Consider the following 26,571-nt stretch of genomic DNA (forward strand, 5'->3'; position numbering starts at 1 on the left):
AATTCTATAGAGCCAATCCGGTACAACGCGCGCAAGGGAAACGCAGCAGAGCACAGCTGACGGGAAATTATTTGAGCTGTTCCAGATGATGCTTGATCAACAGGTCCGTCTCCAGCAGGGGCAGGCCGACCACGGCGCTATAGCTCCCCTCGATACGGCTGACAAACTTGCCGGCAATGCCCTGAATGCCATAAGCCCCGGCCTTGTCACAGGGCTCTCCGGTCTGCCAGTAGGCCTCGATCTCGGCCTCGTCCAGTTTGCGAAACGCCACGTTGGTGCTGACCAGACGAACGTCACAACGATCCTTGCTGGCCAGCGCCACTGCCGTCATCACCTGATGGACCTTGCCGGAGAGCGCCTCCAGCATATCTTTGGCGTCCAGCAGATCGGATGGCTTTTCCAGCACCCGATCCCCCAGCACCACAATAGTGTCGGCACCGAGCACAGGTAAAGCCGTCGGCGCGGCGGCGACACCGGCGGTGGCCTTGTCACGGGCGAGGCGGCAGACATAATCCTGCGCCTTTTCACCCTCTTCCCGCTGCTCGGGCACATCCAGTTTCAATACCTCAAAGCGGTAGCCAAGCTGGGTCAGCAGCTCACGGCGGCGGGGAGAAGCCGAGGCGAGATAGAGTTGTGGTTCGTTGTTTTTGTTCATTTTTACCTAATGTTGAAGCGGCGCCGCAGGTTGCGCAGCACCAGAAACACCCAAGGCCATATTAACATCGTCGTCAACGTCGACCAGAAATAGGCAAGATTCAGGCTGGCCTGGCTGAACAGGTGCTCGGCCCAGAATATCGTCATCTTGCCCACCAGCGACAGGCAACCGATGATCAGCGCCTGCTGCCAGAGGGAGAAGTTGCGGATCTTCTGGAACTGGAAGGCTGCCAGATAGGTGGTGATGGCCATCGCCATCGCCCGCACACCGAGGGTGCTGCCAAGCAGCACATCCAGCAGCAGACCAGCTACCCAGGCGGTACCAACGTTGGTGCGATGGGGCAAAGCCAGCGCCCAGTAGATCAGCACCATGGCCAACCAGTCCGGACGGAAGGGATCAAATTCGAAAGGAAGCGGCAGGATCGACAGGCTCAAGGCCAGCAGGATCGAAATCCAGATCCAGATCCTGCCACTGGCGGGTTGTAACATCAGCGCGTCGCTCCTGCGGCGGACGTAGCCGGCGCGGCAGCTTCACCATCCTCATCATGCACTTCAGGGTTCTTGTCGGTCCACAGCAGCAGCAAGTAACGCAAGCGATCCAGCTCCACCAGCGGCTTGGCTTCGACCTGGGCGAAGGGCTTGCCCTCCACATACTCGGAGCGAGTCACGGTCGCCACCGGATACCCTTCCGGGAAACGGCCGCCAAGACCCGAGGTAACCAGTAGGTCACCCACCTGAATATCGGTGTTGCGCGGCAGGTTGCGCAGCTCCAGCGTGTCGAGCTCGCCACTGCCGGAGGCGATGGCGCGCAAGTCGTTACGCAGCACCCGCACCGGAATGCCGTGGCTGGAGTCGGTGATCAGCAGCACGCGACTGGTGGTGGAGCCCACATGGAGCACCTGACCAATCACCCCCTGATCAGTGATCACCGCCTGACCGTTATAGACGCCATTCAGCGCGCCTTTGTTGATCAGCACCTGATGACTAAAAGGGTCGGAATCCACCGACAGCAGCTCGGCCACCATCTTGCGGGACTCTTTATGCACCGGCGAACCGAGCAGCTCGCGCAGCCGCTGGTTCTCGTGCTCCAGATGATCCATCTTGAGCAAACGGGAACGCAGGGTGAACAGCTGTTGTTCCTGCAGCTTGGTCTGTTCGATGAGATCGGCACGGGTCTGCACCTGGGTCGACATGGTGTCGAGCAGGGTACCGGGCGCATTGGCCATGTATTGCAGGGGACTGACTAACGAACTGAGGTAGACGCGGACGTGGGTAAACACACCGAAGCGGGAATCCGCGACGATGGCAGCGATGGAGATGATGACGGCGAGAAACAACCGTAACTGAAGCGAAGGGCCTCTACCAAAAATGGGTTTCATGGGTCGTCAAAAAAGAGCCGGCACGCTGGCCGGCTTTGGGTCTTATTCGTAGTGGAACAGGTCGCCACCGTGCATATCAATCAGCTCCAGCGCCTTGCCGCCACCTCGGGCCACACAGGTGAGGGGATCTTCAGCAACGACAACAGGAATGCCGGTCTCTTCCATCAGCAGACGGTCGATGTCTTTGAGCAGTGCGCCACCACCGGTCAGCACCATGCCGCGCTCGGAGATGTCGGACGCCAGTTCCGGCGGGGACTGCTCCAGCGCCACCATAACAGCAGCGACGATACCGGACAACGGCTCTTGCAGCGCTTCCAGGATCTCGTTGGAGTTGAGGGTAAAGCTGCGCGGTACACCTTCCGCCAGGTTACGGCCACGCACTTCAATCTCGCGCACCTCTTCACCCGGATAGGCGGAGCCGATCTCGTGCTTGATCCTCTCGGCAGTGGCTTCACCGATCAGGCTGCCGTAGTTGCGACGGACGTAGCTGATGATAGCTTCATCAAACTTGTCGCCACCGATACGGACGGACTGGGAGTAGACCACACCGTTCAGGGAGATGATGGCCACTTCAGTGGTACCACCACCGATATCAACCACCATGGAACCGGTCGCTTCAGAGACCGGCAGGCCAGCACCGATAGCAGCAGCCATAGGCTCATCGATCAGGTAGACCTCGCGGGCACCGGCGCCCAGAGCGGACTCCTTGATGGCGCGACGCTCGACCTGAGTGGAACCGCACGGCACACACACCAGCACACGGGGGCTAGGGCGGAAATAGTTATTGTCGTGAACCTGCTTGATGAAGTGCTGCAGCATCTTCTCGGTCACGTAGAAATCAGCGATCACGCCATCTTTCATCGGGCGGATGGCAGAGATGTTGCCTGGGGTACGGCCCAGCATCTGCTTGGCGGCATGACCGACAGCAGCGACCGATTTGGCGTTCCCGCGCTCTGTGCGAATGGCGACAACTGAGGGTTCGTTAAGGACGATCCCTTGATCTTTTACATAGATCAGGGTGTTGGCAGTTCCCAAATCGATCGACAGATCGTTGGAAAAAACGCCTCTGAGCTTTTTAAACATGGCTACGGGAAATCCTAAGAATTTGGAGGTGCAGAAAACCGGCTAACTTTACCAATGCCCACCCCAATGGGCAAGCGCTCAAACTGTCGCCAGTCAATCAGTCGCGACAAAAATGCGAGTCATCACTCACTGCCACGGGCTTACAAACGCTAATAAACAAGGAGATAGGGGGTAAGATCCTGAAGATCCATCCCCCCACCTCCGTTACTGCATCACTTCACGTCGATAAATAATTCTGTCATTACCACGGCTGGAGCCGAAAATGGCCTCACCTTGCAGGTTGCCGTCATTGGCACTCGTTGGGTCAGACAACCAGAGGGGCTGCGACGGCTGTTTTGCCAAATCGACCTTGTAGGGGATGCGCACCGAGATGTCCGGCTTGGCAAAGTGGAACAGGATCTCCCCGTCTTTCGCCAATGCAGCATCACCACCCGGTGCCGAGCTTCCCAACCCCAGCTTGATCTTGCGACCCGCCCCCAGATTCAACTCGCGGGTCGCCGCATCAAAGGTCTGGCTCGGGTTGATGAAAGTGAACCCCTGATTGGCCAAAGAGAGCTGGGTACATTGGTCTTCCTTATTCAGCAGCCAGTTACCCGCTTCGTAATATTGCATCCGCTGTGGAATGGCCAGCGGTGCAGAGGCAACCCCGGCTTCAGTCCCTGCCAAAAGGCGGCCATACAACAGTTTTTGAGTGCCCAGCCGCACTGCATCACAACTAGCCCCAGCGCAGGCTCCTGCTACAGCCGCATTCATATTCGGCGTCGCTAAGCGCGTGTTACTGCCATCCTTATCATCGACTTTGATACCAAAGCTCAACGAAGCGAACGGTGCCTCTGGACTAGCAGCACGATCAAAGCGGGTATTCAGCCCGAAAGGTGACTGCTGATTAACGCTCGCAATACCACTTGCCCAGCTGAGCGAGGGAGATAGTGTAATACGCTTGTCACGCGCAACCCCATCCAGAGCATTGGCCGCCACCATCTCAGCAACCCCTTTAGCGAACGCCCCCTGATAGTTCTTTGTCGTTCCTTGCTGCAGATTGCGCGCAGTGAGTACAAAGCCACTGGCAAAGGGTTGACTCATATATGTAAAGGCATTGCAGGCTGGCGTGATAAAACCACCACTCAAACTGTAATCCCAAGGCACAAAACGGCCGATGGGGGCGCTCCAGCGCAATGGCACCTTCAACTGGGGCGTCTCGTCCTGATAACCTGGATAGGGCACAAAATCAGTAATACCCGCCTTGAGCACCCCCACTTCATCCCACTTTGCTATCGTGCTACTCACGCCTTTAGAGATAGATAACAAGGCCGGTGACACAGTGCCATTCACGCCTGTTAGTGGGGCCAGCCTCGCCCATTGCACGGCCAAATTTGTCGCGCCAAAACCGGGGGTAAGGTCCCCCAGTTGATTAAGCGCCTGGGCCTGCAGCGTGAACTCTGCACCAGCCTTGCTATACACGCCACAGTTGGCCATATAGCTTGTATCATTTGTACCGCTACAAGCAGGTTGATCCTTACTTCGCAATAAAATAGAGCTGGGCAACACTGCAAACGTATCGCTGCCGGTAAGCCTGAGCGTGCCTGTAGCATCGCTTTTCTGGAAAGTCGCATCCAGCCGCAACACCCCCGCATCCGGGTATTCCACGGTCAGTTGGCCAACACCATCACTATTAAACTCCACTTTAACGTCTCCTGATGGCGCGATAGCTGTGCTATTGACCGTCGGCACGGCACTAGTGGCCTCAGAGACGACCTTGGTCGATGCAAATTGGAGGGTCTGATTACCGGTCAGTAATGGCACACATACCTTGGTCGCCCCCGAATCGTTTGATTTGATAGCGCGAATCGAGGTGACACCCGAGGCACCGGCATAGAAGGTGGGCACATTGAAACGCAATGCGGCATCGACAAATGAAATTGTGCAATTGGCGTCAAGCACGCCATCTTTAAAACAACGCAGCGGAGCAGAGGGCGTTGCTGTAACAATAGAAAGCGGGATAGCGCCAGCCTGATAACGTTGCAAATTCAACGCGGCACTACCTGAAGAACCCATCACGACCGGATTACTACTCCACCCCTGCGTGGGTGACAGCGTCACGTTAGCGCCGAGATCAAACAAGGTTGAACATTCGTCATTGGCACACGCCTTGAGCTGCACATTAGCCACTTCACAGGTCAGCGTCTGGGCACCATAGTGCAGTTCATAATGATCAACTTGCTTCTCGCTGCCACCACATGAGTATCCAGAAGAGTCGATAACTGAATGTTTGCCAACCGCTATACTAGGTGAGCTTACACGGCCATGGATATAGGAAGAGGACCCCATAATAAAAGCATCCTTGCCCCCCCCCTCCTGCTGATAAACCAAGCCACTGATGGTGGCTTTGTCGCCCATACTCAACGAGTCGTATGTAACAAGTAGTAGTTTCCCGATATCCCCCCGCTGATTTACTCCTTTACTATTAATAAAACTACCACCCACCATCTTTAAGTTTTTCACAAATAATCTGACAGGTCCTGACAGCTCAATTAATGTATCATCATTCATGGCCAAGGTTTCAATCCAGTAGTCCCCTGCTGCCAAACGTACCGTATAAGGCTTACCGCCACGACCACTACCCAAATCAAGTTTCTTTATAGTGATCCCAGCCTGTTTTATATCTATTGACGCGTAGTAGTTTGTCGTTATTGTGCCGAACCGCATACCATCTGATGTCGTCAATTGCTTATCTTGACCATACTGAACGGCTATATCTGGGCCAGATGGCAATGGGAAACGAGAAACAGGCAACGACAAGCTATTCGTGTTTGCGGTAGGCAGGCACACACCCCCATCACACGCTTTACGATAACTACCCTTTATCTGGCCATCATTTTTATAGCCCAGCCTACCCTGCGTTGTACCCAGCACAATACCAAATAATTCATCAGGGTTACCACCACCAAAATTGATATTATGATCTGCTGCTCGCCCTTGTGCTGGATAAGGGAATGCTTGCTTGCAAATCGCAGAAAAGTCATTTTGCTGAGGTCTCGGTTCATACCGTAAGATGATGTCATCCCAAGAAATATCATCGAGATCTCCTCTCCCTAATGTCTCTAACCATAACTCATAGGTACCCGCAGCTAACTCGTACTCAATTGGCCAGTTGACCTCACCATTTCCAGAAAAATAGAAGACCAGCGGTGTATCGACAGACCCTTGCGTCCTTATAAACATCCGACTGCCATTCGGCACACCCCAGTCCCTTAAATTAAATAAACTGAGATTTTTTAATTTTGATTTTTGATTGAGTGTAAATAAGTGCTTAACGTACGTTCCACTTGGAGAAGGTGGATACCAACGACTTCCATCCGAGTTATCACCAAGATGAGTTCGCTCGATAAAATGAAAAGCATCACTTATTCCTGCAGACACGAGCCTTATACCATTAAACTGAAAATCATCCCAGTCAGAACAATTTAATTGATAACGCCCCTGATATATACCATTTCTGAAGCACCCCCCCCAAACCGCCATTTTATATTCGCCAGCTGGAAGCGATATTGGACTGGATATGAGGTCTGGTGTTAAATCGGTTGCCTTCTTGTCAAACAATACATCAGCGTTTTCATTCCATATAACAACATTAACCCCAGCATCTAATCCTGCAGCTCCATCCAGTTGCACCTCACTAATAGTTAATGCTTCTGATAGTGAAAAATTAATTGGTGCAACAGGGATAAATACCCCCCCGCTCTGCCGCACCATTACAGTAGGGAGTAACGCATCACCATTATTATTACCAATGTAAAATTTACCTGGCAAAAAAACATCAGCCCATAACAGCGAGCTAAATAAGAGGCCAATTAGAATACAGAAATTGATCATGTAACGAATCATGGGTTAGCTCCATCATAAGCTTCTGCCATCAAGGTTCTGCTTACAGCAAAATCGGGGTTGGCACTGTTGAGGTCAGAGCTACCACAGGTTCCGACACTCTCGAGACGATAGCCATTGGCTTGGCCACCATTGTAGGTCACGGGTATCTGAGAACACTGAACGACCACCTGACACGGCGCCAAACCGGCAACTCCAGCAAACGAGGGCGGTAAGCGCACCCAGTCACAGCGATCCAGAGGGGCAGTCTGAGTCGGTCGGTTGGGAAAAAGCTGGTACAACGCTACTTCAAGCCCGCTTTGGGCAGCCAGCAAGGCACGCACGCTGCGCACCTCCACGGTATTTTTCTCGCCGCTATCGACCAAAAAACGGCCCATGGCAGCAGCCAGTAGCGCCATGACCACAATCACGAACAGGGCGATCATCAGGGCACTGCCGCGCATCCGGCCGAAAGAGTGCGGATCAAGGGACATTCAGCACCTCTATCTTGTGGTTGAAGGTGACCGACTCGCCCTTGCGCTCAAAGACAAAGCGCATGCCAAACTCCCCTTCGACATTAAACGCCGATGTTTCCCGATAGAAGACATTGCCAGGCCGCAGTGACTCGGCCATCAGGACTCCTAACGGCAAGGTGCTGCCAGCGGCACTGATCCCGGCACTGGTTCGGTATAGCGCCCCCCCAGATACGCAGTAACGCACCTGCTCACGAGCAAAATAGGCCCGCATACCGGGCGACTGCCCATCCAGCTGCGCACCGCTATACCCTATTGTTTGGGCGCCAGAAATCACCGCCCCCACCGTCTCAACCTGCGCCACGCAGCGGCCATAATCACAGCGGTCCCGTATCGACTGCGTACCACTGGAAACGGGTTGGGGAAACACCACCAGCCAATCGTCCGTCTTCTTGACCGCTACCGGCGGCGCTACCATCACCAGCTCAAGTGTGGACGAGGAGCCAGACGGGCGATTGAGGGCAAGATAGCGGCCGGAGTTGCTGATCGGCCAGAACCGCAGACAGGGGCCTTGGTCCAGCCAGTTGCCACCCTGATCTTCAATTCGCTCCGAGCCCGGCACCGCATCACGCAGTTCGCGGTTAAGCCGCTCCATGGCGAAGCGGGCGTCGCTCATCAGCTGCTCACGGCTGCTGGCATCACCATAAATCTGGGTGCCAATGCCGATAAACTGGCTGGTAAAGGTCGCCATGATACCGAGCAGCAGGATCACCATCACCAGCTCAACTAAGGTAAAACCGCTGTTACCCCGAGGTTTGCCGCAAGTTCTATTAGCCGGTAGGCGTAATCGGACGTCGGAAGTAGCTGCAGGAGCAGACATTCGGGCAGGCAGGCAACACCCGACAGCGGAGCGGTCCATCAGTAGTTCCCCCGATAGAAGGAGAAGTCGAGCACACTCCCATCCGGCAGCTTTACCTGCAACAGGATCCGCTTGCCGATAGACTCAGCCTTAAGACCTGGGCTTCCAAACAGGTTATCCGGCGTAACGGCGATCCTGACCTGATAGTTGCGATACTCATCGTCGTTATTCGTCACCACGCTGGTTTGCGTAAACCAGCTAGCCTGTTGCCAGCTGCCTGCAGTATCAAAATCATCCACATCATTAAAGGTGTAGGGTGCCGCTTCACCACTATCTGGGCCATAAGCGCTGGCTTGCCAACCGGTGATTACTGGAGCAGGAGGCTGCTGGGTACAGGCCACACCAACAGGGCAACTGCAGTCCCCGTAAAATTGGCTATTGAAGGTTTCACCGCAACGATAACGGCCTCCGTTATGATCCGACTGTTCATCAAACGACTTTTGCAGGACCTCACCGGAGAGGCGCTGGGCCAGCTGGGCGGCACGCACCTGTTGCACCGGATCCACCGCCTGCGGCGCCTGATTAATGAGCAACCCCAAAATGCCGGTCAAGGCCACAGCCAGCAGCACGATGCCAACGATCAGCTCAATCAGGGTGAAACCGCGCTTAAGGGATCTCATGAATAAACCCCTCTGACTCAATCTTGATGCGGCTGGTTTCGCGACCATCACTCACTTGCAGCTCGCAGCCACCAGCACACTTGTCAAGCGGCCGCCCCATCTGATCGAAGCGGAGCACGAAGCTGCTGAGGTTGTTCAGAGAAAGAGTTATCCCCACCGAAGGAACAACCAGACGGCCACGCGTCTCCAAATTGGAATCCCAACCACTATTGGTATCCAGATCATCGCGGTCGGGACACGCGGTATAAGTGCGGTGGGCAAAACGGGGAGAAGCGACCACCAGCTGGGTACAGCGGTTGGCGGGTTCATGCATATTGACGGTCTGTACCAACCGCAGCCGGGTCAGCAGCTCGTCACGCACGGTTTGAGTTTCAAAGCCGCCTTTGCCCAGCCATTTGGGCACGGCAAAGGCGGCCAGAATCCCGAGTAACAGGATCACTAGTACCAGTTCAATCAGGGTAAAGCCTCGTTGCATCCTCAGTTCCTGTTTATAAACAGTGAGGCGAGGTAGTTACCTCGCCTCACTTAAGCTAACGATAAATTAGCATCCGCCACTCAAAGTGGTCGTTGCGCCAGCGGTGCTGCTAGCAGGAGCATATATCACTGTGCATTTGGAACCGCTGGTAGCAAATACATAGTTAGCACCAGATGCAGCACCAGACCAGGAGCCATCAATGGTAACTGCACTCTGAATACCTGCACTGGTCGCAGCCGGATAACCGTAAACAACAGAAATGTTAGTACCATCGCTGCTACTGATCGCAGCTGTTGAGCTACGCTCAACGCCAGCCAATGCTGATTTGCTATAGACCAACTGTGCAGAGCTGCTCACAGCTGCCTGTACGCCTTGAGCAGCAGACTTCTTGGCATCATCCTGCAGATTCAGGAACTTGGGTGCAGCGGTGACCGCCAGAATACCCAGAATGATAATCACGATAACCAGTTCGATCAGGGTAAAACCCGCCTGTTTTTTCATTTCACTTTCCTCTGTTAATTAATATTGGTGGTCACCTGACCGGATGCCGGACGGTAACTGAAACTCATAAATGCATCAGTTTTGCCTTGCGGATCCTGATACTTGCCATCACTGCCCTTACTCAGACTATTGACCAGATAGTAGCGGCAGACCGAACTCAGGCCATTACTGCTCACTGTGGCATAGTATTTCAGGTCATTCCCGCTACCGCGCACTTCATTGAAGCTGGCCGTAGCCTTGGGCGGGTTTTGCAGTAACCCCTCCCAAATATTGAGACAACGATCTGCGGTCAGATTGGTCGGGTCCACATCCGGTGTGCCGCTGGCGGCGCTATCCATCGGATAACCGGGGGACAGTTCGCCATTGCTGATCTGGGTCTCGGTCGGCGTGGTCAGATAGAAACGGCTGCCATCATAGAGCACGGTATTGAGGCTGTCCTGCTTGGCTCGCCCCTCCGCTTCCCACTGGGCCCGCACCAGCGAGACACCGGTAGCAAAACCGCCGGAAACCCCTTCCACACTGGCCTTTTTCGCTTCATCTGTCACATCGAGAAAACGGGGCAACGCGGTTACCGCCAGGATCCCCAGGATCACGATCACGATCACCAGCTCAATCAGGGAGAAGCCTGATGCGTCTCTCATCATCCCGTTCTGTGGCATTGATGGTGCCATTGGTTTCATTGACATGCTCCCTTGGTAAGGGCCGGCATTATTCCATGCTGGCCTAAAAAAATCATGTACTTGGACCATATGATTAGCTTCATTCAAGGCTTTTTTATCACTCGCCCGTCAGCAAACTGATAAAAGAGCCAATAGCTGTCCCAACCTATCTCGCAACCGCTGCCATCAGAGCTGGCCAGAAACTGCAGCGGAGGCATGCCACCGTCCGTCTCACCCACCAGTGCCAACCACAACTGGCGGCAATTTTCCGAAGGGGATTGCAGTGGCACGAGCCCCAAGGGCCAACCGCGGGCGTCAAACTGCCACCCCTTTCCCACCACATGCAGCACTGGTGGACGCCGCTCATCAAGCCAACGTCCGTGCAAACGCTGTGCCCGTTCGGCAAACTGCTCTCCCAGCAGGGTGAGGGTGAGCTGCTGCGCCTCCTCCCGGTTGCTCTGATAGCTGCGCACCAGGGTTGCGACAATCACCAGCAGCAGGATCACAGCGGCAACCTGCCGATATCCCGCCAGCCAGCGATCATCTTGCTGCGTCTGTCTGCTCATTTCGTCCTTTGCTTCCCGCACCCACGCTTTGGGTGTCACTTTCCTCTGAGGGCACGCATCATGCCCCACCACCGGGACATGAAGATATCGAGTTACTTGCCTATTACCGCTCTCATCATGTCCCACCACTCAGACGTGAAGATCTCCAGTTCCAGCAAGATTACTTACCGCGAACCGCGCGCATCATGTCCCACATTGGCGTAAAGATGCCGAGCGCCAGGATCAACACCATCACTGCCACGATCCCGATCAAGATCGGCTCGATGCGGGCGGTAAGGCTCTTGAGGTCATAATCCACCTCCCGCTCGTAATACTCGGCCGCCTCGTGCAACAGGTCATCGACCTGACCTGTCTCTTCCCCTACCGAAATCATCTGCATCACCAGCGGGGTAAACAAGCCGCTGCTACCGGCGGTGCGCAGCAGGCTCTCGCCCCGTTCGATACCGGCGCGCATGTCCCGCACCTTGCCAGCCATAAAGGCGTTATCCACTGCATCGGCCACCAGGGTCAAGGCGGTATTCAGCGGGACGCCGGCTTTAAGCATCATCGAAAAACTGCGGGCAAACCGGGCCAGCAGGGAACGCTCTATGATGGTGCCGACAATCGGCAATTTGAGTTGCCATCTGTGCCAGGTCAGCTTGCCCTTGGTGGTGGCAACCCAGCGACGCCAGCCAAACACCATGCCCGCCAGCATGGCGAGCAGCAGCCACCAGTAGTTGACGAAAAAGTGGGAGGTGGCAAGCAGGATGCGGGTCGCCAGCGGTAACTCCACCCCGAATTTGGCGAACATACCGGCAAACACCGGGATCACCATGATATTGAGGATCACCATGGCGATGCCGATGGCGATCATCACGAAACTGGGGTAGCGCATGGCGGTCTTGATCCGCTTGCGGGTCTCCAGCTCCAGCTCGAAATAGGTGGCAAGCTGCAAGAAGGCCTCTTCCAGCTGACCGGTGTTCTCACCCACATGGATGATGGCGACAAACAGGCTATTAAATACCTTGGGGTGAGCCTGCATCGAGCTCGACAGTGGCCGACCGTTACCCAAATCCTCCCCCAGTGAATGGAGTGCCCGCTTGAGCGGCTTGCTGTGGGAACTCTCCTCCAATCCGGCGATGGCGCGCAGAATTGGAATACCAGCCCGGGTCAGGGCATACATCTGGCGGCTGAAGATCACCAGCTCGTCCAGCTTGACGCCCCCTTCCAGCAGCAGTGACCAGTCGATGGCGGCAGATTTGGCCTTGCCCGGTTTAAGCTCGGTCGGCATCACCCCGCGGCGCATCAACTGTTCGGCAGCGGCCATCTCGTTGGCCGCCTCAACGACGCCACTGGTGGCATTGCCCTGACTGTCACGACCCTTGTAGGCAAAGGAACTCATAAGATGTACCTGCCCCACAGCGCGCTAGCGTCATGGCAGCCATAGCAGGTGTTGGCAATGAAGTGAGTCATGGCTTACCCCAGATCCTCGGCCAGTCGCAGCACCTCGTCCACCGAGGTGATCCCCTGGCGAGCATAATCGAGCGCCGTCAGCGCCAGCGGGCGGAAATGTTCGTGCTGGCGCGCCGCCTTGGCAAATCCTTCTGCATCGTTACGGCGCAAGGCATCCATCATCGGTTGATCCAGCTCCAGCAGTTCGTACACCCCGATCCGGCCAGAATAGCCGGTAAAGTTGCAGCTCTGGCAGCCCCGGCCCTTGTGATAAGTGTGCTGACCCGGCGCTTCGCCAGAGAGCACGGTGAGCCAGGTGGCCTGCCCTTCGTCCGGCGCACTCTCCTCGACGCAGTGCTCACATACCCGCCGCACCAGCCGCTGTGCGACCACAGCGCGCAGCGCACTCGCTACCAGATAACCCGGCGCGCCCATATCGATCAAGCGCAGGGCACTGGTGATGGCATCATTGGTGTGCAAGGTGGTCAGCACCAAGTGACCAGTGATGGCGCCACGCAGGCCAATCTCCACGGTTTCGTTGTCCCGCATCTCCCCCACCAGCAGGATGTCCGGATCCTGACGCAGGGTAGAGCGCAGCACCTGAGAAAAGGTGAGGCCGATCTTGGGGTTAACCTGCACCTGATTGACGCGAGAGAGGCGATACTCCACCGGGTCTTCCACCGTGATGATCTTGTTGCTGGCCTGGTTGAGCTCGGAGAGCGCCCCATAGAGGGTGGTGGTCTTGCCGCTACCGGTCGGGCCGGTCACCAGGATCATGCCGTGAGGACGATGGAGTTGGCGGCGAAAACGGGTCAGGATATCCGGTGGCATGCCACTGTCAGTCAGTGACAGGATGCCGGAGGATTGATCCAGCAGACGCATTACCACCGACTCGCCATACTGCACCGGCATAGTGGACATCCGCACATCCACATCACGACCACGCACCTTCATGTTGAAGCGGCCATCTTGCGGCAAGCGCTTCTCGGAGATATCAAGCCCGGCCACCAGCTTGAGGCGCAGCACCAGCGCCTGGGCGATCCGCACCTCGTTGAGGATGTTCTCGTGGAGGATGCCGTCGATCCGCTGACGAATGCGCAGCACCTTTTCGTCCGGTTCGATGTGGATATCCGAGGCCCCCACCTGCACCGCATCCTCGAACAGGGAGCGCAGCAGCTTGGCCACCGTCGCCTCCCCCTCGTCGTTGGCACCCAGATTGCTGGAGCCCAGCTCGAAACCGGAGTCCTGATACTCCTCCTGCAGCTGTTCGGCGAAGCTCTCGATCTCGCGGGTACGGCGATAGAGGCGGTCGAAGTACTCCAGCAGTTGCCCTTCCCGTGCTACCGCCAGCACCATGATGCGCGGGCTGAGCAGGGCGGCAATGGCATCCAATGCGCTCAGATCCGCAGGATCCGACATCGCCACCGTGACCCTGTCATCGGTCAGATTGACCGCCAGCGCCCGATAACGGCGCGCCTGCACTTCGGGCAGCAGCGGCACTGCGGCGGCGTCAATGGTGAGGTTGTTGAGATCGAAGAAGGGCACATTCAGCTGACGAGCCAGGAACTGCAGCAACTGCACTTCACTGATAAAACCGAGGTCAATCAGGGTCGAGCCCAGCTTGCGACCGGTCTGACGCTGCTGCTGCAGGGCAAGCTGCAGCTGATCATCAGAGATGATCTGCTCTTGTACCAGCAGGTCGCCGAGGCGCATTTTCAGTCTGGGTTGTGCCATTACTACTCCGATAAATGTGATTCAAAACCCGCCACCAAGCCCGCTTCGCTAATCGAACCTGCGATTTATCACGGGGCTAGTTGGCCAATACGTTGTTCCAGCCAGCTGGTTGACGCCTCGCCGAGGTTGCCGTGCAGTAGCGCATTGCGATAAGCATCAAGCGCCCGCTGACTGTGGCCCTGACCATCTTCGGCAACACCGAGGCCAAGCCACCAGCGGCCCTGATCCGGCTGCTGATGCAACAGCTTCACGTAGAGCGCCGCCGCATCGGCATTCTGGCCCAGCTCCTGAGTCAACCCGGCCCAAGTGGCGTAATAGTCCATGTTGCTGGCCAGATCCGGCTGATAACCGGATAACCAGCCAAGGGCCTGCTGCTGTTGTCCCTCGCTGATGGCAAGGCGGGCCAGCAGCAGGCGAAAATCAGGCTGTTGCGGGTTGAGGCGGATCCCCTCCTCCAGCAGCTGACGGGCCTCGGTCAGGCGGCCCTCGCCATAGAGCAACCCGGCCAGCTGCTCGCGCGCGCCTTGGCTATAAGGGTCGTGGGCCAACACCTGATAGTAGTTGTCCTGGGCATCGCGCAGGCTGCCCTTGGCCATGGCGGTGGTTGCCTTGCGCTCCGCCAGTGCCGCCAGCTCTTTGGCCGACAGCTCCACCGTCTCAATCTTCAATACACTCGGTTTGCGCGGGGCAGCGGCGACCGCCTGCTGCTCTGCCGCCAATTCGGCGTAGAGCTCGGGCTGCAGCTCTTCAGCGCTAGGTTCAGACTCATCGACATCACTGGAGGCATCGAAAGGCGCGCCATCAGCCAGCTCGCTCTCGTCATCCACTGCCTCTTGATACACAGCATCTTGATCTTCGTCGGCCACGTCGTCAGCGGTAGCCTGGTGACGTGGCAATGGCAGGGCTGCGGCCACCTCGACCGGCTCGGGCTGACTCACCGGCGCGGCGACCCGCGTCACCACATCGGGGGCGACCACTGCGCTGGTTGCCGCAACGAAATGGGTCTGCTGCCAGTAGATCCAGCTTCGCCAACCGAGGATCCCCAGCGCCAACCCGCAGATCAGGGTCAGCAGCAACATCCACCATCCCTGCTGGCGTACAGGAGCAATATAGACGGCAGCACCATCGGATCCTTGCTGGCGCTGATCCAGATCTTTGAGCATCTGGTTAATTACACTCATGGCCAGACTCCATAAGCCAGGGCACACCCCAGCAGCAGTAACAACGGCCACCAGCGCCACGGCGCAAGGCGGCTGGCATCTTCGGTATCACGAATGGCGAGCCGCACCAGATGGCTGTCGATCTGGCGCGCCCCCTGACCATAGGCCAGCATCAGACACTTCTGCGCCAGCACATTGATAAGTCTCGGGATACCGCGCGATGCCCGCCACAACCTGCGCATGGCGCTGCTGGCAAACAGCGGCGCACCGCGATAACCGGAGACCTGCAATCTGTGCTCCAGATAGGCGCGGGTCTCGTCAAAACGCAGCGGACGCAGGCAGTAAGAGAAGCCAATCCGCTGGCGTAGTTGGCGCAGGTGCGGCTTGGCCAGTCTGGCATCCAGCTCCGGTTGGCCGAACAGCACGATCTGCAGCAGCTTGCTCGACTCGGTCTCGAGATTGCCAAACAGGCGGATCGCCTCTAGGGTTTCGTCCGGCAGCGCCTGCGCCTCGTCAATAAGCACCACCACCCGACTGCCCTGCTGATGCAGGCTGATCAGGTGGCGATGGATCCGATCGGTGAGATCCAGTTCGCTCTGATCCCGCACCGCCAAGCCCAACTCCAGCGCCAGCGCGATACGCAGTTCGGCCGGGGTGAGGTGGGGATTGGGCAACCAGGCGAGCCGCACCGGACACGCTTCCGAGCCCAGTTCGCTTAGCAACTTGCGGCAGAGCAGGGTCTTGCCGGTGCCCACCTCGCCGGTCACCTTGATAAACCCCTCCCCCTGCGCCAGCGCCCAGTTGAGCACCTGCAGCGCCTCTTCGTGAGGCGGCAGGCCGTAGTAGAAGCCGGTATTGGGGGTAAGGCTGAACGGCGCCTCCTGCAGGCCGAAGTGGCTCAGGTACATGAGACATCACCTGCCACGGCGAGCAAGCAGCCGGTGCTGGCAAGGCAGCACAGGCCGTTCGGGATAAGGGCGACCGCGTCGTGTGTCATGGCTTAGCCCTTGGCCGGATACCACTTGTCGAGCAGATCGGAGGATCGTTTCAGCTCATTCTGCCAGGTATCTTTCTCCACCACGGTGGGTTTGAGCATGATCACCAACTCCACCTTCTTGGTGCTTTCACGGCGGTTGGTAAAGGCCTCGCCAATCCAGGGGATGTCACCCAACAGCGGCACCTTGCTGACGATCTCCTGCTTGTCGGTCTTCATCAGGCCGCCGATGACGATGATGTCGCCGTTATTGGCCTGCACCACGGTATCGGACTCGCGGATCGAGCTCTTGGCGAGCGGCAGTTGCAACTTGCCACCCGAGGTGCCCATGTCGATCACCTTGTTTTGCTCTTCGGTATCGATAACGGAGGGATGGATGTGCAGCAGCACCTTACCCTCTTCATCGATCTGCGGCGTCACGTCCAGCGCGATACCGGAGAAGAAGGGGGTCAGCTCCACATTGGGCGTCTTGTCTGTGCCCGTCGAGGTAGTGGTAATGGTGGTGGACGCATTGGTGACGTAATACTCGTCCGTCCCCACCTTGATCACCGCCTTCTGGTTATTGGTTGCGGTGACACGGGGGCTGGAGAGGGTATTCACATCACCCTGGGTCTTGAGCAGGTTGACCGCCACGTTGAAGTTGCCGTCGGAGATGGTAAAGCCTGCACCGCCCCCCAGCGCGCTGAAAATCTGGTTAGGTGTGGTGGGCAACCCTGAATTAGCCGCCGAGCCACCACCGGTGATTCCCTTGTTGCCATCCCAGCTGGCGGAGAGACCGCTCCAGTCCACCCCCTGCTCGTAGCCTTCGTTGAGGGCCACTTCGATGATCCGCGCCTCCAGCACCACCTGACGCTTGAGGTGGCTTTCGGACTGGGTGAGGAACTCACGGACCGCCTTGAGCTCTTTCGGGTAGGCACGAATGGTGACCAGACCCGCCTGCGGGCTGGTGATCACCGCGCGGCCGTCACCGCTGCCGATCAGGGTCTGCAGGGAGTCGCGCAGATCGGTCCAGTAGTCGCTGTTGGTATCGGTCTCGATACGGGTGCCGTTGTTGTTGTCACCGCCCGAGCTGCTGCTGGATGAGCTGTTGCTGCCGCTGTTGTTGGACGCACTATCAAAACTGCTATCGCTGCTGCTGTTATTGCTGTCATTGGCCGTCACCCCGCCAGTGCTGACCGAGGTGCGGGAGAGACCACGACGGGACATCATCAGGTAGTTGACCGGGATGGTCTCGGTGCGCAGGCCAGCCGGATAGATATGGAATATATTGCCCTTGCGCTGCACATCGAAGCCATACATGTCACCCACCACCGCCAGTACTTCCGGCAGGGTCACATCCTTGAGCTCGACCGACACCAGCCCGGCAACCCCGGGATGGACTGCCACGCTATAACGGGAGCCCTTGAACAGGGAACCGAAAAACTCCACCGCTTCCACATCATTGGCCGCAATCCGCAGCCGCTTCTCAGGCATGCCGACCGGCATCTGGGGCCGGTTCAGTTGCAGCAATTCGCTCTGCACTGATTTGGGCAGAGTCGTCAGAGGGGCAGCCTGCTTCTGCTGTTCGTTCATGGCATGCTTGAGCGCATCCTTGGCCTGGGTCGGCTCGGGGTGCTGATACGTGGTACAGCCCGCGGCCATCATGGCCACGGTGATCAGACAGAGACGGTGTGTTTTCATGTAATTAGGGCACCCTGACTTGCAATTAAACTCGATAAAACAGGCTCACCTCACAGGAGGCAACACCGATTCAAACCCGGATCTTGCTGGCAAACAGCGCCACCGTATGGCGTTTTCCCGCCTTTTCCAGCACCACGGCATCGGCATTGATGGCCAGCAGCATATAGCCATCCACCTGCTGCCCGACCCGATAACTCTTGCCATTGAGCACTGCCAGTGCCGGGCCATTACCCAGTATGACGCTCTGCAGCTTCGGCAACCCGGCACTGCTCTCGCCAGTCGCTCTGGCACCGACCGCCACATCCGCCAGCGGCGCGGTGGGATCCTGCAATACCTCGACCGGCTCCGCCTGTACCAGCACGCTGAACAGGCAACAGCACAATGCAAACACTCTAGCCACGGATAAACTCCTTGCTGGTACTCAGGGTGTAGATCTCCATCTCCACCACAGCGCCGGGATAGGCCTTGACCTGATAGTCGAACTGCTTCCAGTAGAAGTGGCGCGGCAAGGCTTCCAGCGCTTTAAGATATTGATAAACATCGAAATAGCCACCTTCCAGTTGCAGCCGGATACCGTGTTTATAGAGATTGACCTGCTGCTCTCCCGCCATCAGCGGGGTCGGCTCCAGCGAACTGAGGGCCAGCATATGAAGATTGGCGGAGCGGGAGAGCAATGCCTCCAGCACCAGCGGCATCTCGTGGGCCGGGATCAGATCGACGGTCTGGGCCTTGAGCTCACCATCGACCCGGGCCAGATCGACCGCTACCTGCGCCAGCTGGTCGTGAACCCCCTGGTTGGGATCCCGCTTGAGCCGGGCCTGCTTGCCGAGGTTTTCCAGCGTCATGATTTCGAGGTCGCGCTCGGCGGCGCTCAGGGCGATGCGATCCTGTTGCAAACGGATATCGGCGTCATCGAGCCAACCATAAAATCCGGCAGCCCCCAGCAACACCAGACCGGTCAGCAGCATTAACACCCGCTCCCGCTGGCTCAACACGGCGATGCGCTGACTCCATGCTTGCCATTGTGCTTTCAGGTTCATCAGGGTTTCTCCCGCGCGATGCCGCTCAACTGGAAGGTCAGACGACCCTCCTTGTCACGACTCAGGGTCAGTTCACCAAACTCCTTGCCCACCAGACTCGGGGTCTGCTTGAAGCGGTTGACCCAGGCCGGCACATCCTGACTGCGGCCAGCAAAGCCGGAGAGGTTGATCCGCCCTTCGTTGATTTCAATACGCTGCAACGAGAGGTTGCTGTTGCGAATGCGGGACAAGTCCGCCATCAGGCTGGCGTAGCCCTGGGATTTTTGCAGGGTCAGGCTGCCCAGCTGGCGCATCAGCCCCTGCTTGGCGGTCAGCTCATCCTGCTGGTTGGTGAGTTGCTGCTGCAGACGGGGATCCGCCTGATGGCGCGCCAACTCGGCGTCCAGTCGCTGGGCCTCGCCGCGTTTTAGATCCAGTTCGACATTGCGCTGCGCCAGCGCCCGGCTGACCTGTTGCTGCTGCCAGCTGTAACCGACGCCGGCCAGCAAGATCAGCAGCAGCGCGAAGCACCATACCAGCGCCATCTGATTGAGGCTGGCCCACTGCCGTTTGGGGCGAAACTCGGCGCCATAGAGGTTTATCTGACGTTTCATCACGCATCCTCCCCGATGGCGGCGGCATAGGCCGACAGGTACTCGACCCCGGCCAGCACCGCTTTGTTGGCCATGGCGGAGACGGCAAAGCCGAAGGTCTGCTCCATGTGACGCACCAGGGTACCGATAAAGGGTGAGGCGACGGCAAACTGCATCTGTCCCAACTCGGGCAATTTGAGCTGGCCCGCCAAATAATCAAGAGAGCGCTGGATCTCCAGCGCCAGCGAGTCGAGCAGCATGCTGTCCGGCTCATGCTCCCCGGTCAGGCTGGTAAAACCGCGCAGCTGGCGGGAGAAGCAGAGCCCCCCCTGATGGAAGACCAGCAGTTGCAGATCCTGTCCCTTCGGCTGCCACAGCAGCATGCGCACGGTCTCGTCCGCCTCATAAAGAGAGGTCAGTGCCAACTCGTCGCTGATGATGGATTGCAGGGTGGCAATACCATTGATGGCATCGGCCAGCTGTTGCACCCGGCTCTTGGGCAGGCAAATCACATTGATGCGCGGACGACCGGCAGGCGGGGTGGGCAAATCGACATAATCCATTGCCAGTTGCAGTACCGGCTCGCTGACATAATCTTTTACCGCCCAGGGGAGCGCCCCCGCCATCTCGGCATCGGGCACTGCGGGTTTGTCGATCTGGATCTGTTGATAAAGGCTGGCGGCGAGGGCTACCCGCACCTTAGACTTGGCCAGCCCATGACGACTGAACAGCTCATTGATGGCAACAGCCCACTCCTGTGGGCCGTTAATAGAACGAGTCGCAAAAACGGGGGAATTGCCCACCGCTGCCAGCATGATCCTGTCATTGGCCAGCAACAGCCCCACCTGGCGGCTTGGCGTCGATCGCCTGAACAGTTGTTTCATGTAAGCTCGCCCATCAATAGTGGTTAAATGTGTGAAATATTAACATAAACAGCAAATTAGCTTCCATATAAAAGACGGACTCACCATTGCAAGCCAACTTCCCAGCTGAGTCAGATGACACCACGAACCTGCCCTCGCCCCTGCAACGCCTCCATCACCCCTTGCTGCACCGCTATGGTGTCGAGCTCTGGTGCAAGCGGGATGACCTGATCCATCCAACCATATCAGGCAACAAGTGGCGCAAGCTCAAACATCATCTGCTGCACGCCAAAGCGCAGAGCAAGCAGCATCTGCTGTCGTTTGGCGGCGCCTACTCCAATCATATCCACGCCTTGGCGGCGGCAGGGTGCCAAGCTGGTCTTCGCACTACCGGTATCATACGGGGCGAATCCTATGCCGTCAGTAACTCTACCCTGCAGGATGCCAAGTGCTGGGGCATGGATCTCGTTTTCGTCGACCGCCAGAGTTACCGGCGACGGCAGGATCCCGACTGGCTAGCCCAATTTGCTGCCAGCGACACTCTGATCGTGCCGGAAGGGGGCAGCAGCCCGCTGGCCATCCCCGGTGTCGCTGAACTGGTCAGTGAAGTGCCATTTTCGCCGGATCTCTGGGTATTGCCTTGCGCCAGCGGCGGTACCCTGGCAGGGCTGATTGCAGGCAAGCGACAACAAGAACAGATCCTCGCCATTGCCGTGCTCAAGGGGGGTGGCTTTATCGCCGACGAGGTGTGCCGCCTTCATCCTACGGCCACCACTATACCCGGCTGGCGGATCGCGCTGGATCACCACGATGGTGGCTACGCCAAATTCAGCCCGGCCCTCTGGCTGTGGGTGCAGGATTTCAGCGCCCAAACCGGCCTACCCCTTGAGCCCATCTACAGCGGCAAGGCGATGTGGGGGCTGTTTCGCGAATTGGCGGCGGGCCGCATCGCCCCCGGCAGCAAGATCGTCTTTATCCACACCGGCGGCATGCAGGGATTGGCGGGCTTGAAAGAGCAAGGCCGCCTCTAAGCAGCAACCCTCTTTCAGGCTCAGGCTGGCTCAATGAACAGCCGCTGAGGCGGAGCAAACCAGGGGCCCTGACCAGCATGTACTCCGAGGTGGCGCAGCATCTTCCACTCGTCGCCACTCTCCACTCCCACCGCCAGCACCCGGGTGCCGGTATTGGCACAGCCCCCCACCAGACTGCGCACCGCCATCTGGTTCACCTGACGGAGATGGATCTCCCGCACCAGGCTGGGATGCAGTTTGAGGAAGTTAATTTCAAACTCTTTGATGTACTGGGTGCTCACCACATCCTGACCAGCGTGATCGATGGCCAGCCGACAACCGAGCATCCGCAGGGAGCGCAGCGGCCGTTTGAGCGCCTCAAAATGGCGAGTGACCTGGGATTCTGACAACTGCAGAACCAACCGCTCGTTGGTGCTGCGGGGCAGCTGGAACAGAGCAAAAAACAGCCAGCGCTGAAACTCGCGGTTGAGCAGGCTCTGGGCACTCAGGGTCAGGCTGATGGGGCAGCTCTGCTCTGATCCCTGACGCAGCAAGAGCAAGGTCTGCTCTGCCACCCAGCGATCCAGTGGCAACAACAGCCCCACCTTCTCCGCCATCGGCATGAAAATCCCCGCCTGCAGTGCCCGTCCCTGCTCGTCATGGAGATAGGTCAGCAACTCCTGCTGCAGCACCACCTGGTCCCGATCCTGCTGGATCGGCTGGCTATAGAACTCGATGCCCTGCTCTTCCAGGCGACGGCTGATCAGGGTGCGCCAGCGCACCGAGCCCTTGCTGCTCTGCTCCTCATTCAACTGCTTCTCATAGAGGAACCAGCCATTGTGGCCCTGCAGGCGGGCGCTCTTGAGGGCCAGCTCAGCTTCCTCTTGTACCTTGAGCAGGCTATCTTCGGCCTGATAACAGACGGCACCTAGATAGACTGCCGTTTCGGGATTGACTGTCTGTGGCCAGTGCAGCCGTTGCAGGCTCTTGAGCAGCTGGTTCGCCCCCTCCACCATTTCGCTTTCGGACATATTGGGCAGCAACACGGCAAACACTTGTCCGGCATAACGGGCCTGCAGAGCACCGTTATGTTTACGCACGAAAGCACCAATGGTGGCACTCGCTTCCAACAGCAGGTCACGGCTCTGCAGCTCGAGCGGCTCGGACTCCAGCTCTTCAAGGCAAGCGAGATCGATCAGCAACACGCCACCACTCATCACGCTCGCCTCCATGATGGCGCTCTCCAGCCGGTTGTCAAAAAACAACCGGTTGCCGATACCGGTCATCTTGTCGACATAGGCGTTGCTGCGGATAAAGTTGTCGAAGCGGCTGCGCTCCTTGCGAGCATCCGCCAGCTCGGCGAGCAGGTGGTCGAGGGCCTGACTGGCGGCCACTGGCCACTCTTCGGCGGGGTCATGATTCAGCTTGGAGAGTTTGTCATCGAGGATCAGCTGGGCGCGAATGCTCAACAGCTCGGCACCGCGCAACTGCTGGCGCAGCCAGCGAATGGAGTACCAGAGACCGAACACCACGATAAAGACGCCGAACGAGATGCCGGACATCGCCCTGATGGAGTACTCCGCCTCCTTGAAGGGGCGCTCCAGCTTGAAATTGGCCTGCATGTCAGCCTGGTGGGGCAACGGCAGGCTGTATGGCTGCAGCAGCTGTTCATCGACTGAATCCTGCACGTTGCGGAACCAGTAGACCCGCTGGTCGTTCTGACGAACCTCCAGCTCCACCACATGGGCAGCTCGCAACAGGGTGGGCAGCCAACGGCTCATATCCTCCATGTCATGAGCCACATCCAGCTGCTTGTCGATCACCTCGACCAGCGCATCAACCTTCTTTTGCTGCAACTCCATGCCCAGCTGGCGAAAGCTGAACACCCCGCCAATCAGCACGGTTGCCATGGCGGCAATCACGCACAGGGTGATAAAGGAGACAAGCTGTGTTGTGAGTTTCATGCACCTTTCCGTATGCCCGGTACCATCCATGTGACCTCATGCTAGCAGCGACGTCAGCACCGCAGCTATGGATGAAGATCCCGCTTCTGCAATTTAAGCGGGCAGCATAACCAAAGCACGGTGAGAATACCAAGAATGGGGGGAGGTGATGCGGTACTGATGCGGTACCAAGGGAGATAGCTGACAGAAAAATGGTCCCTCAAAGGGGACCAAAAGGAACACTCATATCAAAACTAACACTCTGTGCTACTGATAAAAAAACAGATACAGGAGTATTGAACACACGGTGAGTCAAACCGCACTGTCACTTTAATCCAGTTCGGATAAGCCGAGCAATTGTCATTTATGACAGGTCAGCGATTGAATCTTGCGTGAAAATAATAAAAATCATTACAAATCAAATAAATAACAGGCCATCCAATCAGTTTGATAACTCTGATTCAAATTGATTGTACTAATCCATTATGATGACAATCTCCAACTGTGTCTTATGAAACTGGCAGGTACTCCCTTTGCGCATATCTCCCGTCTGGATCTCTCTGTTGCTGTTCGCCCTGCCTATCGTGGGTAGCCAGTCGCTCGGCCTGTGGTTTGCCAAACCGATGGCCTATCACCTGCTGGAGCAGAAAGTCTCCGAGATCAAGGGGGCTATGGCAGAACGCCACAAAGATCTGAATGAAGACATCAGCAAGCAGCTGGCACAGTTTAAATTCGACTGTGGTGCCAAGGACATGATGCTGCTGCGCGATCCCCGGTTCTACCGCACCCATATCCGTTTGCAGGGGCTGGAGCTCGCCTCCGGTACCAGCTGCTCCAGTCTGGGAGTGGGGATTACGATGCTCAAAGATGCCCAAAACAACGGGCAGAAGTACGGAAAACTGGGGATTACTGCCACTGTGGCCAAATTCAATACCGAGCAGGAGCTGGTGGCCTACTACCAATCCGGCGGCAACCTCGCCTACTGGGTGCTGGACAACAGCTGGGGTCACTCGAAGCTAAAAGGCCCTTGTGCCAACTGCTTCTATCTGGAGTTCAGCCGGCAGGCTCCCAATGCAAAGACCATCAACTTTCCCCGTGGCGACAAGGCCATCAAGCACGAAGAGGGCAGCCGCAGCCTGAGTTTCTACGATCCGAGCGAGCTCACCAGACAGACAGTCTGGGCGGGAAAGGCGCTGGAGCAATATGCCCATGACCAGCTCAATCACTACGGCCTCTGGTCCGGCATAGTGCTAGGCACCCTGCTCAGTGCCGCGTACTGGCTACTGCGCAACTATCGGCGCTCCCTCAAGGGGCTACTGCAAACGGGGCTAGCCAAGCGGGAATTTGTGCCTTTTTACCAACCAGTGGTGAATAGCCAAACTCGCCAGGTTGTTGGCTTTGAGGCCCTGCTGCGCTGGCAACGTGGAAACGAGTTAATTCCTCCGGGTTCCTTTATTGACTATGCAGAGGAACAGGGGCTGATCCTGCCGATGACCGAGCAGTTGCTGGAGCAGGTGATCAGCGACCTGCCGCTGCTGGCGCCGGAGCAGTGGGTCAGCGTCAATCTGGTCGCCACCCATATCGAACAACCACTACTGCGCCAGCTGCTGGCAAAACACCATAACCCCTCCCCTGACCAGCTCACCTTTGAGCTGACCGAACGCAAACCGATCCACGACATCAAGGCGGCTACCGAGGAGATCACCCTGCTGCAGCAGATGGGCTATCACTTCAAGCTAGATGATTTCGGTACCGGTTACGGCGGCTTTGCCTACCTGCAGAGCCTGGGGATCCGCCAGATCAAGATCGACAAGATGTTCGTCGATACCATAGGCACCAACGACCTCAAGCGCAGCGTGCTGGATGCCATCATCGTCTTTGGTCGGGAGTCCGGCATGGAGATGATCGCCGAAGGGGTCGAGAGCCAGCTGCAAGTCGACTATCTGAGCCAGCACGGCGTCTATCTGATCCAGGGCTACTTCTTCGGCAAGCCCATGCCTTTCAAGATGTTGCCCAGCTGGCAACAGGAGTGGCAGCAGCAATACCGCGAGGCCAGCTAGCGCAGATATTGCAGGATCTGACCGCGAAACGGCTGGGCAAGCTGCTCGACATCATCAGGCTGGTGCTGGCTGTGCCGGTAGCCCAGCCCGGCCATCAGCCGGGTAAAGCGCCCCTGCTGACCGCGCCCCGGATCCACCAGGATCACTTTGCAGCTTGAGTTGGCATGCTGCTCGATAAAGGCCGCCAGCATCTCCACATGGCCGCGCTCATAGAGCAAGTCGCTGCCGATGATCAGATCGAAACGACCCAGATCGGTGGCGGCATCAGCCCAACCGGTACGGATGAAGGGGATCTCGGCCCCCTGATTGAGCAACACATTCCGGGCCAGAAAAGCGCCCGCCTCGGGGTGATAGTCGGTGGCCGTGATGTCGGCATGACGATGGTTGAGCACCAGACTGGCCAATCCAATGCCGCAGCCCACCTCCAGAATCCGCAGTCCTGTCACCTCCTGACACACCATCTGGCTGGCCAGCACCCGGCCAGAGTCCCAGACAATCCCGAACAGCGGCCAGAAGGCCGAGGAGATGCCGAGTGCCTCTGCCTCGCCCCCATCGTCGGAGAACTGCTGATTGTCGCGCAATGTGCGCAGATGGATATCCAGCTCACCAAATTCGATGGTGTGGTAACGCAGACGAACCGCTGACATAAGCACCCTTATCGCGGGGATAGCAGCCACAGCGGCAGGATTGCCGCAACGACCGCTACCTCGCCATGCTACCCCTGCACGGGCCCGATACCTATCCCTATCGGGGAGAGCGACCCAACCCCTTCAACCGCTCATTTACATTCCGCAACAAAATGATCTGCCCGGATGGGGGTCACTGCCTTTATCATAAGGGGCTGGTTATCGCGCAACCGATAACTACGCAGCCTGTTTATGTCATCCGGTCGCT

The 26,571-nt window shown here is 57.5% G+C and carries 25 protein-coding genes; 2 read left to right on the forward strand and 23 right to left on the reverse strand.

The features are described 5' to 3' along the window. Positions 1 to 67 precede the first annotated feature (67 nt). The 21 genes from CK911_RS15375 to CK911_RS15480 form a co-directional block, all read right to left on the reverse strand. Entirely contained in the window at positions 68 to 655 is a 588-nt protein-coding gene (locus CK911_RS15375) for a nucleoside triphosphate pyrophosphatase (RefSeq protein WP_042019646.1), read from the reverse strand. Between the two features lie 2 nt (positions 656 to 657). Beyond that, positions 658 to 1,143 (reverse strand): rod shape-determining protein MreD, encoded by a 486-nt coding sequence (gene mreD / locus CK911_RS15380; protein WP_068978355.1) that lies wholly within the window; start codon positions 1,141 to 1,143, stop codon positions 658 to 660. Then, positions 1,143 to 2,033: a rod shape-determining protein MreC gene (gene mreC / locus CK911_RS15385; RefSeq protein ID WP_098971016.1), complete on the reverse strand. Its 891-nt coding sequence runs from the start codon at positions 2,031 to 2,033 to the stop codon at positions 1,143 to 1,145. Before mreC ends, mreD begins: the two co-directional genes overlap by 1 nt. Positions 2,034 to 2,075: 42 nt before the next feature. Continuing rightward, on the reverse strand, positions 2,076 to 3,116 hold the full coding sequence (locus CK911_RS15390) for a rod shape-determining protein (RefSeq protein ID WP_042019651.1): 1,041 nt from the start codon (positions 3,114 to 3,116) through the stop codon (positions 2,076 to 2,078). 204 nt (positions 3,117 to 3,320) lie between these two features. Continuing rightward, the gene (locus CK911_RS15395; protein WP_157774562.1) at positions 3,321 to 7,001 is read right to left on the reverse strand and encodes a DUF6701 domain-containing protein; all 3,681 of its coding nucleotides are present in this window, start codon (positions 6,999 to 7,001) and stop codon (positions 3,321 to 3,323) included. Then, positions 6,998 to 7,423 (reverse strand): MSHA biogenesis protein MshP, encoded by a 426-nt coding sequence (locus tag CK911_RS15405; protein ID WP_098972721.1) that lies wholly within the window; start codon positions 7,421 to 7,423, stop codon positions 6,998 to 7,000. The genes CK911_RS15395 and CK911_RS15405 overlap by 4 nt, the downstream gene beginning before the upstream one ends. A gap of 37 nt (positions 7,424 to 7,460) precedes the next feature. Then, on the reverse strand, positions 7,461 to 8,369 hold the full coding sequence (locus CK911_RS15410; RefSeq protein WP_098971022.1) for a PilW family protein: 909 nt from the start codon (positions 8,367 to 8,369) through the stop codon (positions 7,461 to 7,463). Next, the gene (locus CK911_RS15415; RefSeq protein ID WP_098971024.1) at positions 8,369 to 8,989 is read right to left on the reverse strand and encodes a prepilin-type N-terminal cleavage/methylation domain-containing protein; all 621 of its coding nucleotides are present in this window, start codon (positions 8,987 to 8,989) and stop codon (positions 8,369 to 8,371) included. Before CK911_RS15415 ends, CK911_RS15410 begins: the two co-directional genes overlap by 1 nt. Continuing rightward, the gene (locus tag CK911_RS15420; protein ID WP_098971026.1) at positions 8,976 to 9,464 is read right to left on the reverse strand and encodes a prepilin-type N-terminal cleavage/methylation domain-containing protein; all 489 of its coding nucleotides are present in this window, start codon (positions 9,462 to 9,464) and stop codon (positions 8,976 to 8,978) included. Before CK911_RS15420 ends, CK911_RS15415 begins: the two co-directional genes overlap by 14 nt. Before the next feature lie 66 nt (positions 9,465 to 9,530). Continuing rightward, positions 9,531 to 9,965: a prepilin-type N-terminal cleavage/methylation domain-containing protein gene (locus CK911_RS21600; protein ID WP_098971028.1), complete on the reverse strand. Its 435-nt coding sequence runs from the start codon at positions 9,963 to 9,965 to the stop codon at positions 9,531 to 9,533. Positions 9,966 to 9,979: 14 nt separating this feature from the next. Further along, positions 9,980 to 10,651 carry a prepilin-type N-terminal cleavage/methylation domain-containing protein gene (locus CK911_RS15430; protein WP_098971030.1) on the reverse strand — a complete coding sequence of 224 codons (672 nt, stop codon included), beginning with the start codon at positions 10,649 to 10,651 and terminating at the stop codon, positions 9,980 to 9,982. 77 nt (positions 10,652 to 10,728) lie between these two features. Further along, positions 10,729 to 11,190: a hypothetical protein gene (locus CK911_RS15435; protein WP_098971033.1), complete on the reverse strand. Its 462-nt coding sequence runs from the start codon at positions 11,188 to 11,190 to the stop codon at positions 10,729 to 10,731. A gap of 160 nt (positions 11,191 to 11,350) precedes the next feature. Continuing rightward, complete coding sequence (locus CK911_RS15440) at positions 11,351 to 12,571, reverse strand: type II secretion system F family protein (RefSeq protein WP_098971035.1); 1,221 nt, start codon at positions 12,569 to 12,571, stop codon at positions 11,351 to 11,353. Between the two features lie 74 nt (positions 12,572 to 12,645). Next, complete coding sequence (gene mshE / locus CK911_RS15445) at positions 12,646 to 14,355, reverse strand: MSHA fimbrial ATPase MshE (RefSeq protein ID WP_068978345.1); 1,710 nt, start codon at positions 14,353 to 14,355, stop codon at positions 12,646 to 12,648. Between the two features lie 68 nt (positions 14,356 to 14,423). Further along, complete coding sequence (locus CK911_RS15450; RefSeq protein WP_172954032.1) at positions 14,424 to 15,536, reverse strand: tetratricopeptide repeat protein; 1,113 nt, start codon at positions 15,534 to 15,536, stop codon at positions 14,424 to 14,426. Further along, positions 15,533 to 16,423: an ExeA family protein gene (locus CK911_RS15455; protein WP_098971037.1), complete on the reverse strand. Its 891-nt coding sequence runs from the start codon at positions 16,421 to 16,423 to the stop codon at positions 15,533 to 15,535. Before CK911_RS15455 ends, CK911_RS15450 begins: the two co-directional genes overlap by 4 nt. A gap of 92 nt (positions 16,424 to 16,515) precedes the next feature. Next, entirely contained in the window at positions 16,516 to 18,189 is a 1,674-nt protein-coding gene (gene mshL / locus CK911_RS15460) for a pilus (MSHA type) biogenesis protein MshL (RefSeq protein ID WP_098971039.1), read from the reverse strand. A 70-nt stretch (positions 18,190 to 18,259) separates the two neighbouring features. Then, entirely contained in the window at positions 18,260 to 18,589 is a 330-nt protein-coding gene (locus tag CK911_RS15465) for an MSHA biogenesis protein MshK (protein WP_042019675.1), read from the reverse strand. Next, positions 18,582 to 19,229, reverse strand: coding sequence for an MSHA biogenesis protein MshJ (locus CK911_RS15470; RefSeq protein WP_098971041.1), 648 nt, complete (start codon positions 19,227 to 19,229; stop codon positions 18,582 to 18,584). The genes CK911_RS15465 and CK911_RS15470 overlap by 8 nt, the downstream gene beginning before the upstream one ends. Then, positions 19,229 to 19,822, reverse strand: a complete 594-nt coding sequence (locus CK911_RS15475; RefSeq protein ID WP_098971043.1) for a PilN domain-containing protein — start codon at positions 19,820 to 19,822, stop codon at positions 19,229 to 19,231. The genes CK911_RS15470 and CK911_RS15475 overlap by 1 nt, the downstream gene beginning before the upstream one ends. Then, a complete protein-coding gene (locus tag CK911_RS15480) occupies positions 19,822 to 20,685 on the reverse strand; it encodes an MSHA biogenesis protein MshI (protein WP_098971046.1) in 864 nt (287 codons plus the stop codon). The genes CK911_RS15475 and CK911_RS15480 overlap by 1 nt, the downstream gene beginning before the upstream one ends. Before the next feature lie 86 nt (positions 20,686 to 20,771). Between CK911_RS15480 and CK911_RS15485 the strand changes: the two genes are divergently transcribed. Further along, positions 20,772 to 21,695: a 1-aminocyclopropane-1-carboxylate deaminase/D-cysteine desulfhydrase gene (locus tag CK911_RS15485; protein ID WP_098971049.1), complete on the forward strand. Its 924-nt coding sequence runs from the start codon at positions 20,772 to 20,774 to the stop codon at positions 21,693 to 21,695. A gap of 20 nt (positions 21,696 to 21,715) precedes the next feature. Here CK911_RS15485 and CK911_RS15490 read toward each other — a convergent pair whose 3' ends face one another. After that, entirely contained in the window at positions 21,716 to 23,638 is a 1,923-nt protein-coding gene (locus CK911_RS15490) for an EAL domain-containing protein (RefSeq protein ID WP_042019687.1), read from the reverse strand. Between the two features lie 512 nt (positions 23,639 to 24,150). Between CK911_RS15490 and CK911_RS15495 the strand changes: the two genes are divergently transcribed. Beyond that, the gene (locus CK911_RS15495) at positions 24,151 to 25,677 is read left to right on the forward strand and encodes an EAL domain-containing protein (protein ID WP_098971054.1); all 1,527 of its coding nucleotides are present in this window, start codon (positions 24,151 to 24,153) and stop codon (positions 25,675 to 25,677) included. On the opposite strand, the gene CK911_RS15500 is transcribed toward CK911_RS15495, so the two are convergent. Continuing rightward, entirely contained in the window at positions 25,674 to 26,324 is a 651-nt protein-coding gene (locus CK911_RS15500; protein ID WP_098971056.1) for a methyltransferase, read from the reverse strand. The two genes, CK911_RS15495 and CK911_RS15500, sit on opposite strands and share 4 nt — an antisense overlap. Positions 26,325 to 26,571: the final 247 nt, after the last annotated feature.

The organism is Aeromonas sp. CU5 (assembly GCF_002586745.1).
GTDB lineage: Bacteria > Pseudomonadota > Gammaproteobacteria > Enterobacterales > Aeromonadaceae > Aeromonas > Aeromonas sobria.

Bases quoted from the DNA above. Each gene is read 5' to 3' on its own strand.
- CK911_RS15375 (WP_042019646.1), bottom strand. From the start codon at position 655: ATGAACAAAAACAACGAACCACAACTCTATCTCGCCTCGGCTTCTCCC.
- mreD (WP_068978355.1), bottom strand. From the start codon at position 1,143: ATGTTACAACCCGCCAGTGGCAGGATCTGGATCTGGATTTCGATCCTG.
- mreC (WP_098971016.1), bottom strand. From the start codon at position 2,033: ATGAAACCCATTTTTGGTAGAGGCCCTTCGCTTCAGTTACGGTTGTTT.
- CK911_RS15390 (WP_042019651.1), bottom strand. From the start codon at position 3,116: ATGTTTAAAAAGCTCAGAGGCGTTTTTTCCAACGATCTGTCGATCGAT.
- CK911_RS15395 (WP_157774562.1), bottom strand. From the start codon at position 7,001: ATGATTCGTTACATGATCAATTTCTGTATTCTAATTGGCCTCTTATTT.
- CK911_RS15405 (WP_098972721.1), bottom strand. From the start codon at position 7,423: ATGATCGCCCTGTTCGTGATTGTGGTCATGGCGCTACTGGCTGCTGCC.
- CK911_RS15410 (WP_098971022.1), bottom strand. From the start codon at position 8,369: ATGGACCGCTCCGCTGTCGGGTGTTGCCTGCCTGCCCGAATGTCTGCT.
- CK911_RS15415 (WP_098971024.1), bottom strand. From the start codon at position 8,989: ATGAGATCCCTTAAGCGCGGTTTCACCCTGATTGAGCTGATCGTTGGC.
- CK911_RS15420 (WP_098971026.1), bottom strand. From the start codon at position 9,464: ATGCAACGAGGCTTTACCCTGATTGAACTGGTACTAGTGATCCTGTTA.
- CK911_RS21600 (WP_098971028.1), bottom strand. From the start codon at position 9,965: ATGAAAAAACAGGCGGGTTTTACCCTGATCGAACTGGTTATCGTGATT.
- CK911_RS15430 (WP_098971030.1), bottom strand. From the start codon at position 10,651: ATGTCAATGAAACCAATGGCACCATCAATGCCACAGAACGGGATGATG.
- CK911_RS15435 (WP_098971033.1), bottom strand. From the start codon at position 11,190: ATGAGCAGACAGACGCAGCAAGATGATCGCTGGCTGGCGGGATATCGG.
- CK911_RS15440 (WP_098971035.1), bottom strand. From the start codon at position 12,571: ATGAGTTCCTTTGCCTACAAGGGTCGTGACAGTCAGGGCAATGCCACC.
- mshE (WP_068978345.1), bottom strand. From the start codon at position 14,355: ATGGCACAACCCAGACTGAAAATGCGCCTCGGCGACCTGCTGGTACAA.
- CK911_RS15450 (WP_172954032.1), bottom strand. From the start codon at position 15,536: ATGAGTGTAATTAACCAGATGCTCAAAGATCTGGATCAGCGCCAGCAA.
- CK911_RS15455 (WP_098971037.1), bottom strand. From the start codon at position 16,423: ATGTACCTGAGCCACTTCGGCCTGCAGGAGGCGCCGTTCAGCCTTACC.
- mshL (WP_098971039.1), bottom strand. From the start codon at position 18,189: ATGAAAACACACCGTCTCTGTCTGATCACCGTGGCCATGATGGCCGCG.
- CK911_RS15470 (WP_098971041.1), bottom strand. From the start codon at position 19,229: ATGAACCTGAAAGCACAATGGCAAGCATGGAGTCAGCGCATCGCCGTG.
- CK911_RS15475 (WP_098971043.1), bottom strand. From the start codon at position 19,822: ATGAAACGTCAGATAAACCTCTATGGCGCCGAGTTTCGCCCCAAACGG.
- CK911_RS15480 (WP_098971046.1), bottom strand. From the start codon at position 20,685: ATGAAACAACTGTTCAGGCGATCGACGCCAAGCCGCCAGGTGGGGCTG.
- CK911_RS15490 (WP_042019687.1), bottom strand. From the start codon at position 23,638: ATGAAACTCACAACACAGCTTGTCTCCTTTATCACCCTGTGCGTGATT.
- CK911_RS15500 (WP_098971056.1), bottom strand. From the start codon at position 26,324: ATGTCAGCGGTTCGTCTGCGTTACCACACCATCGAATTTGGTGAGCTG.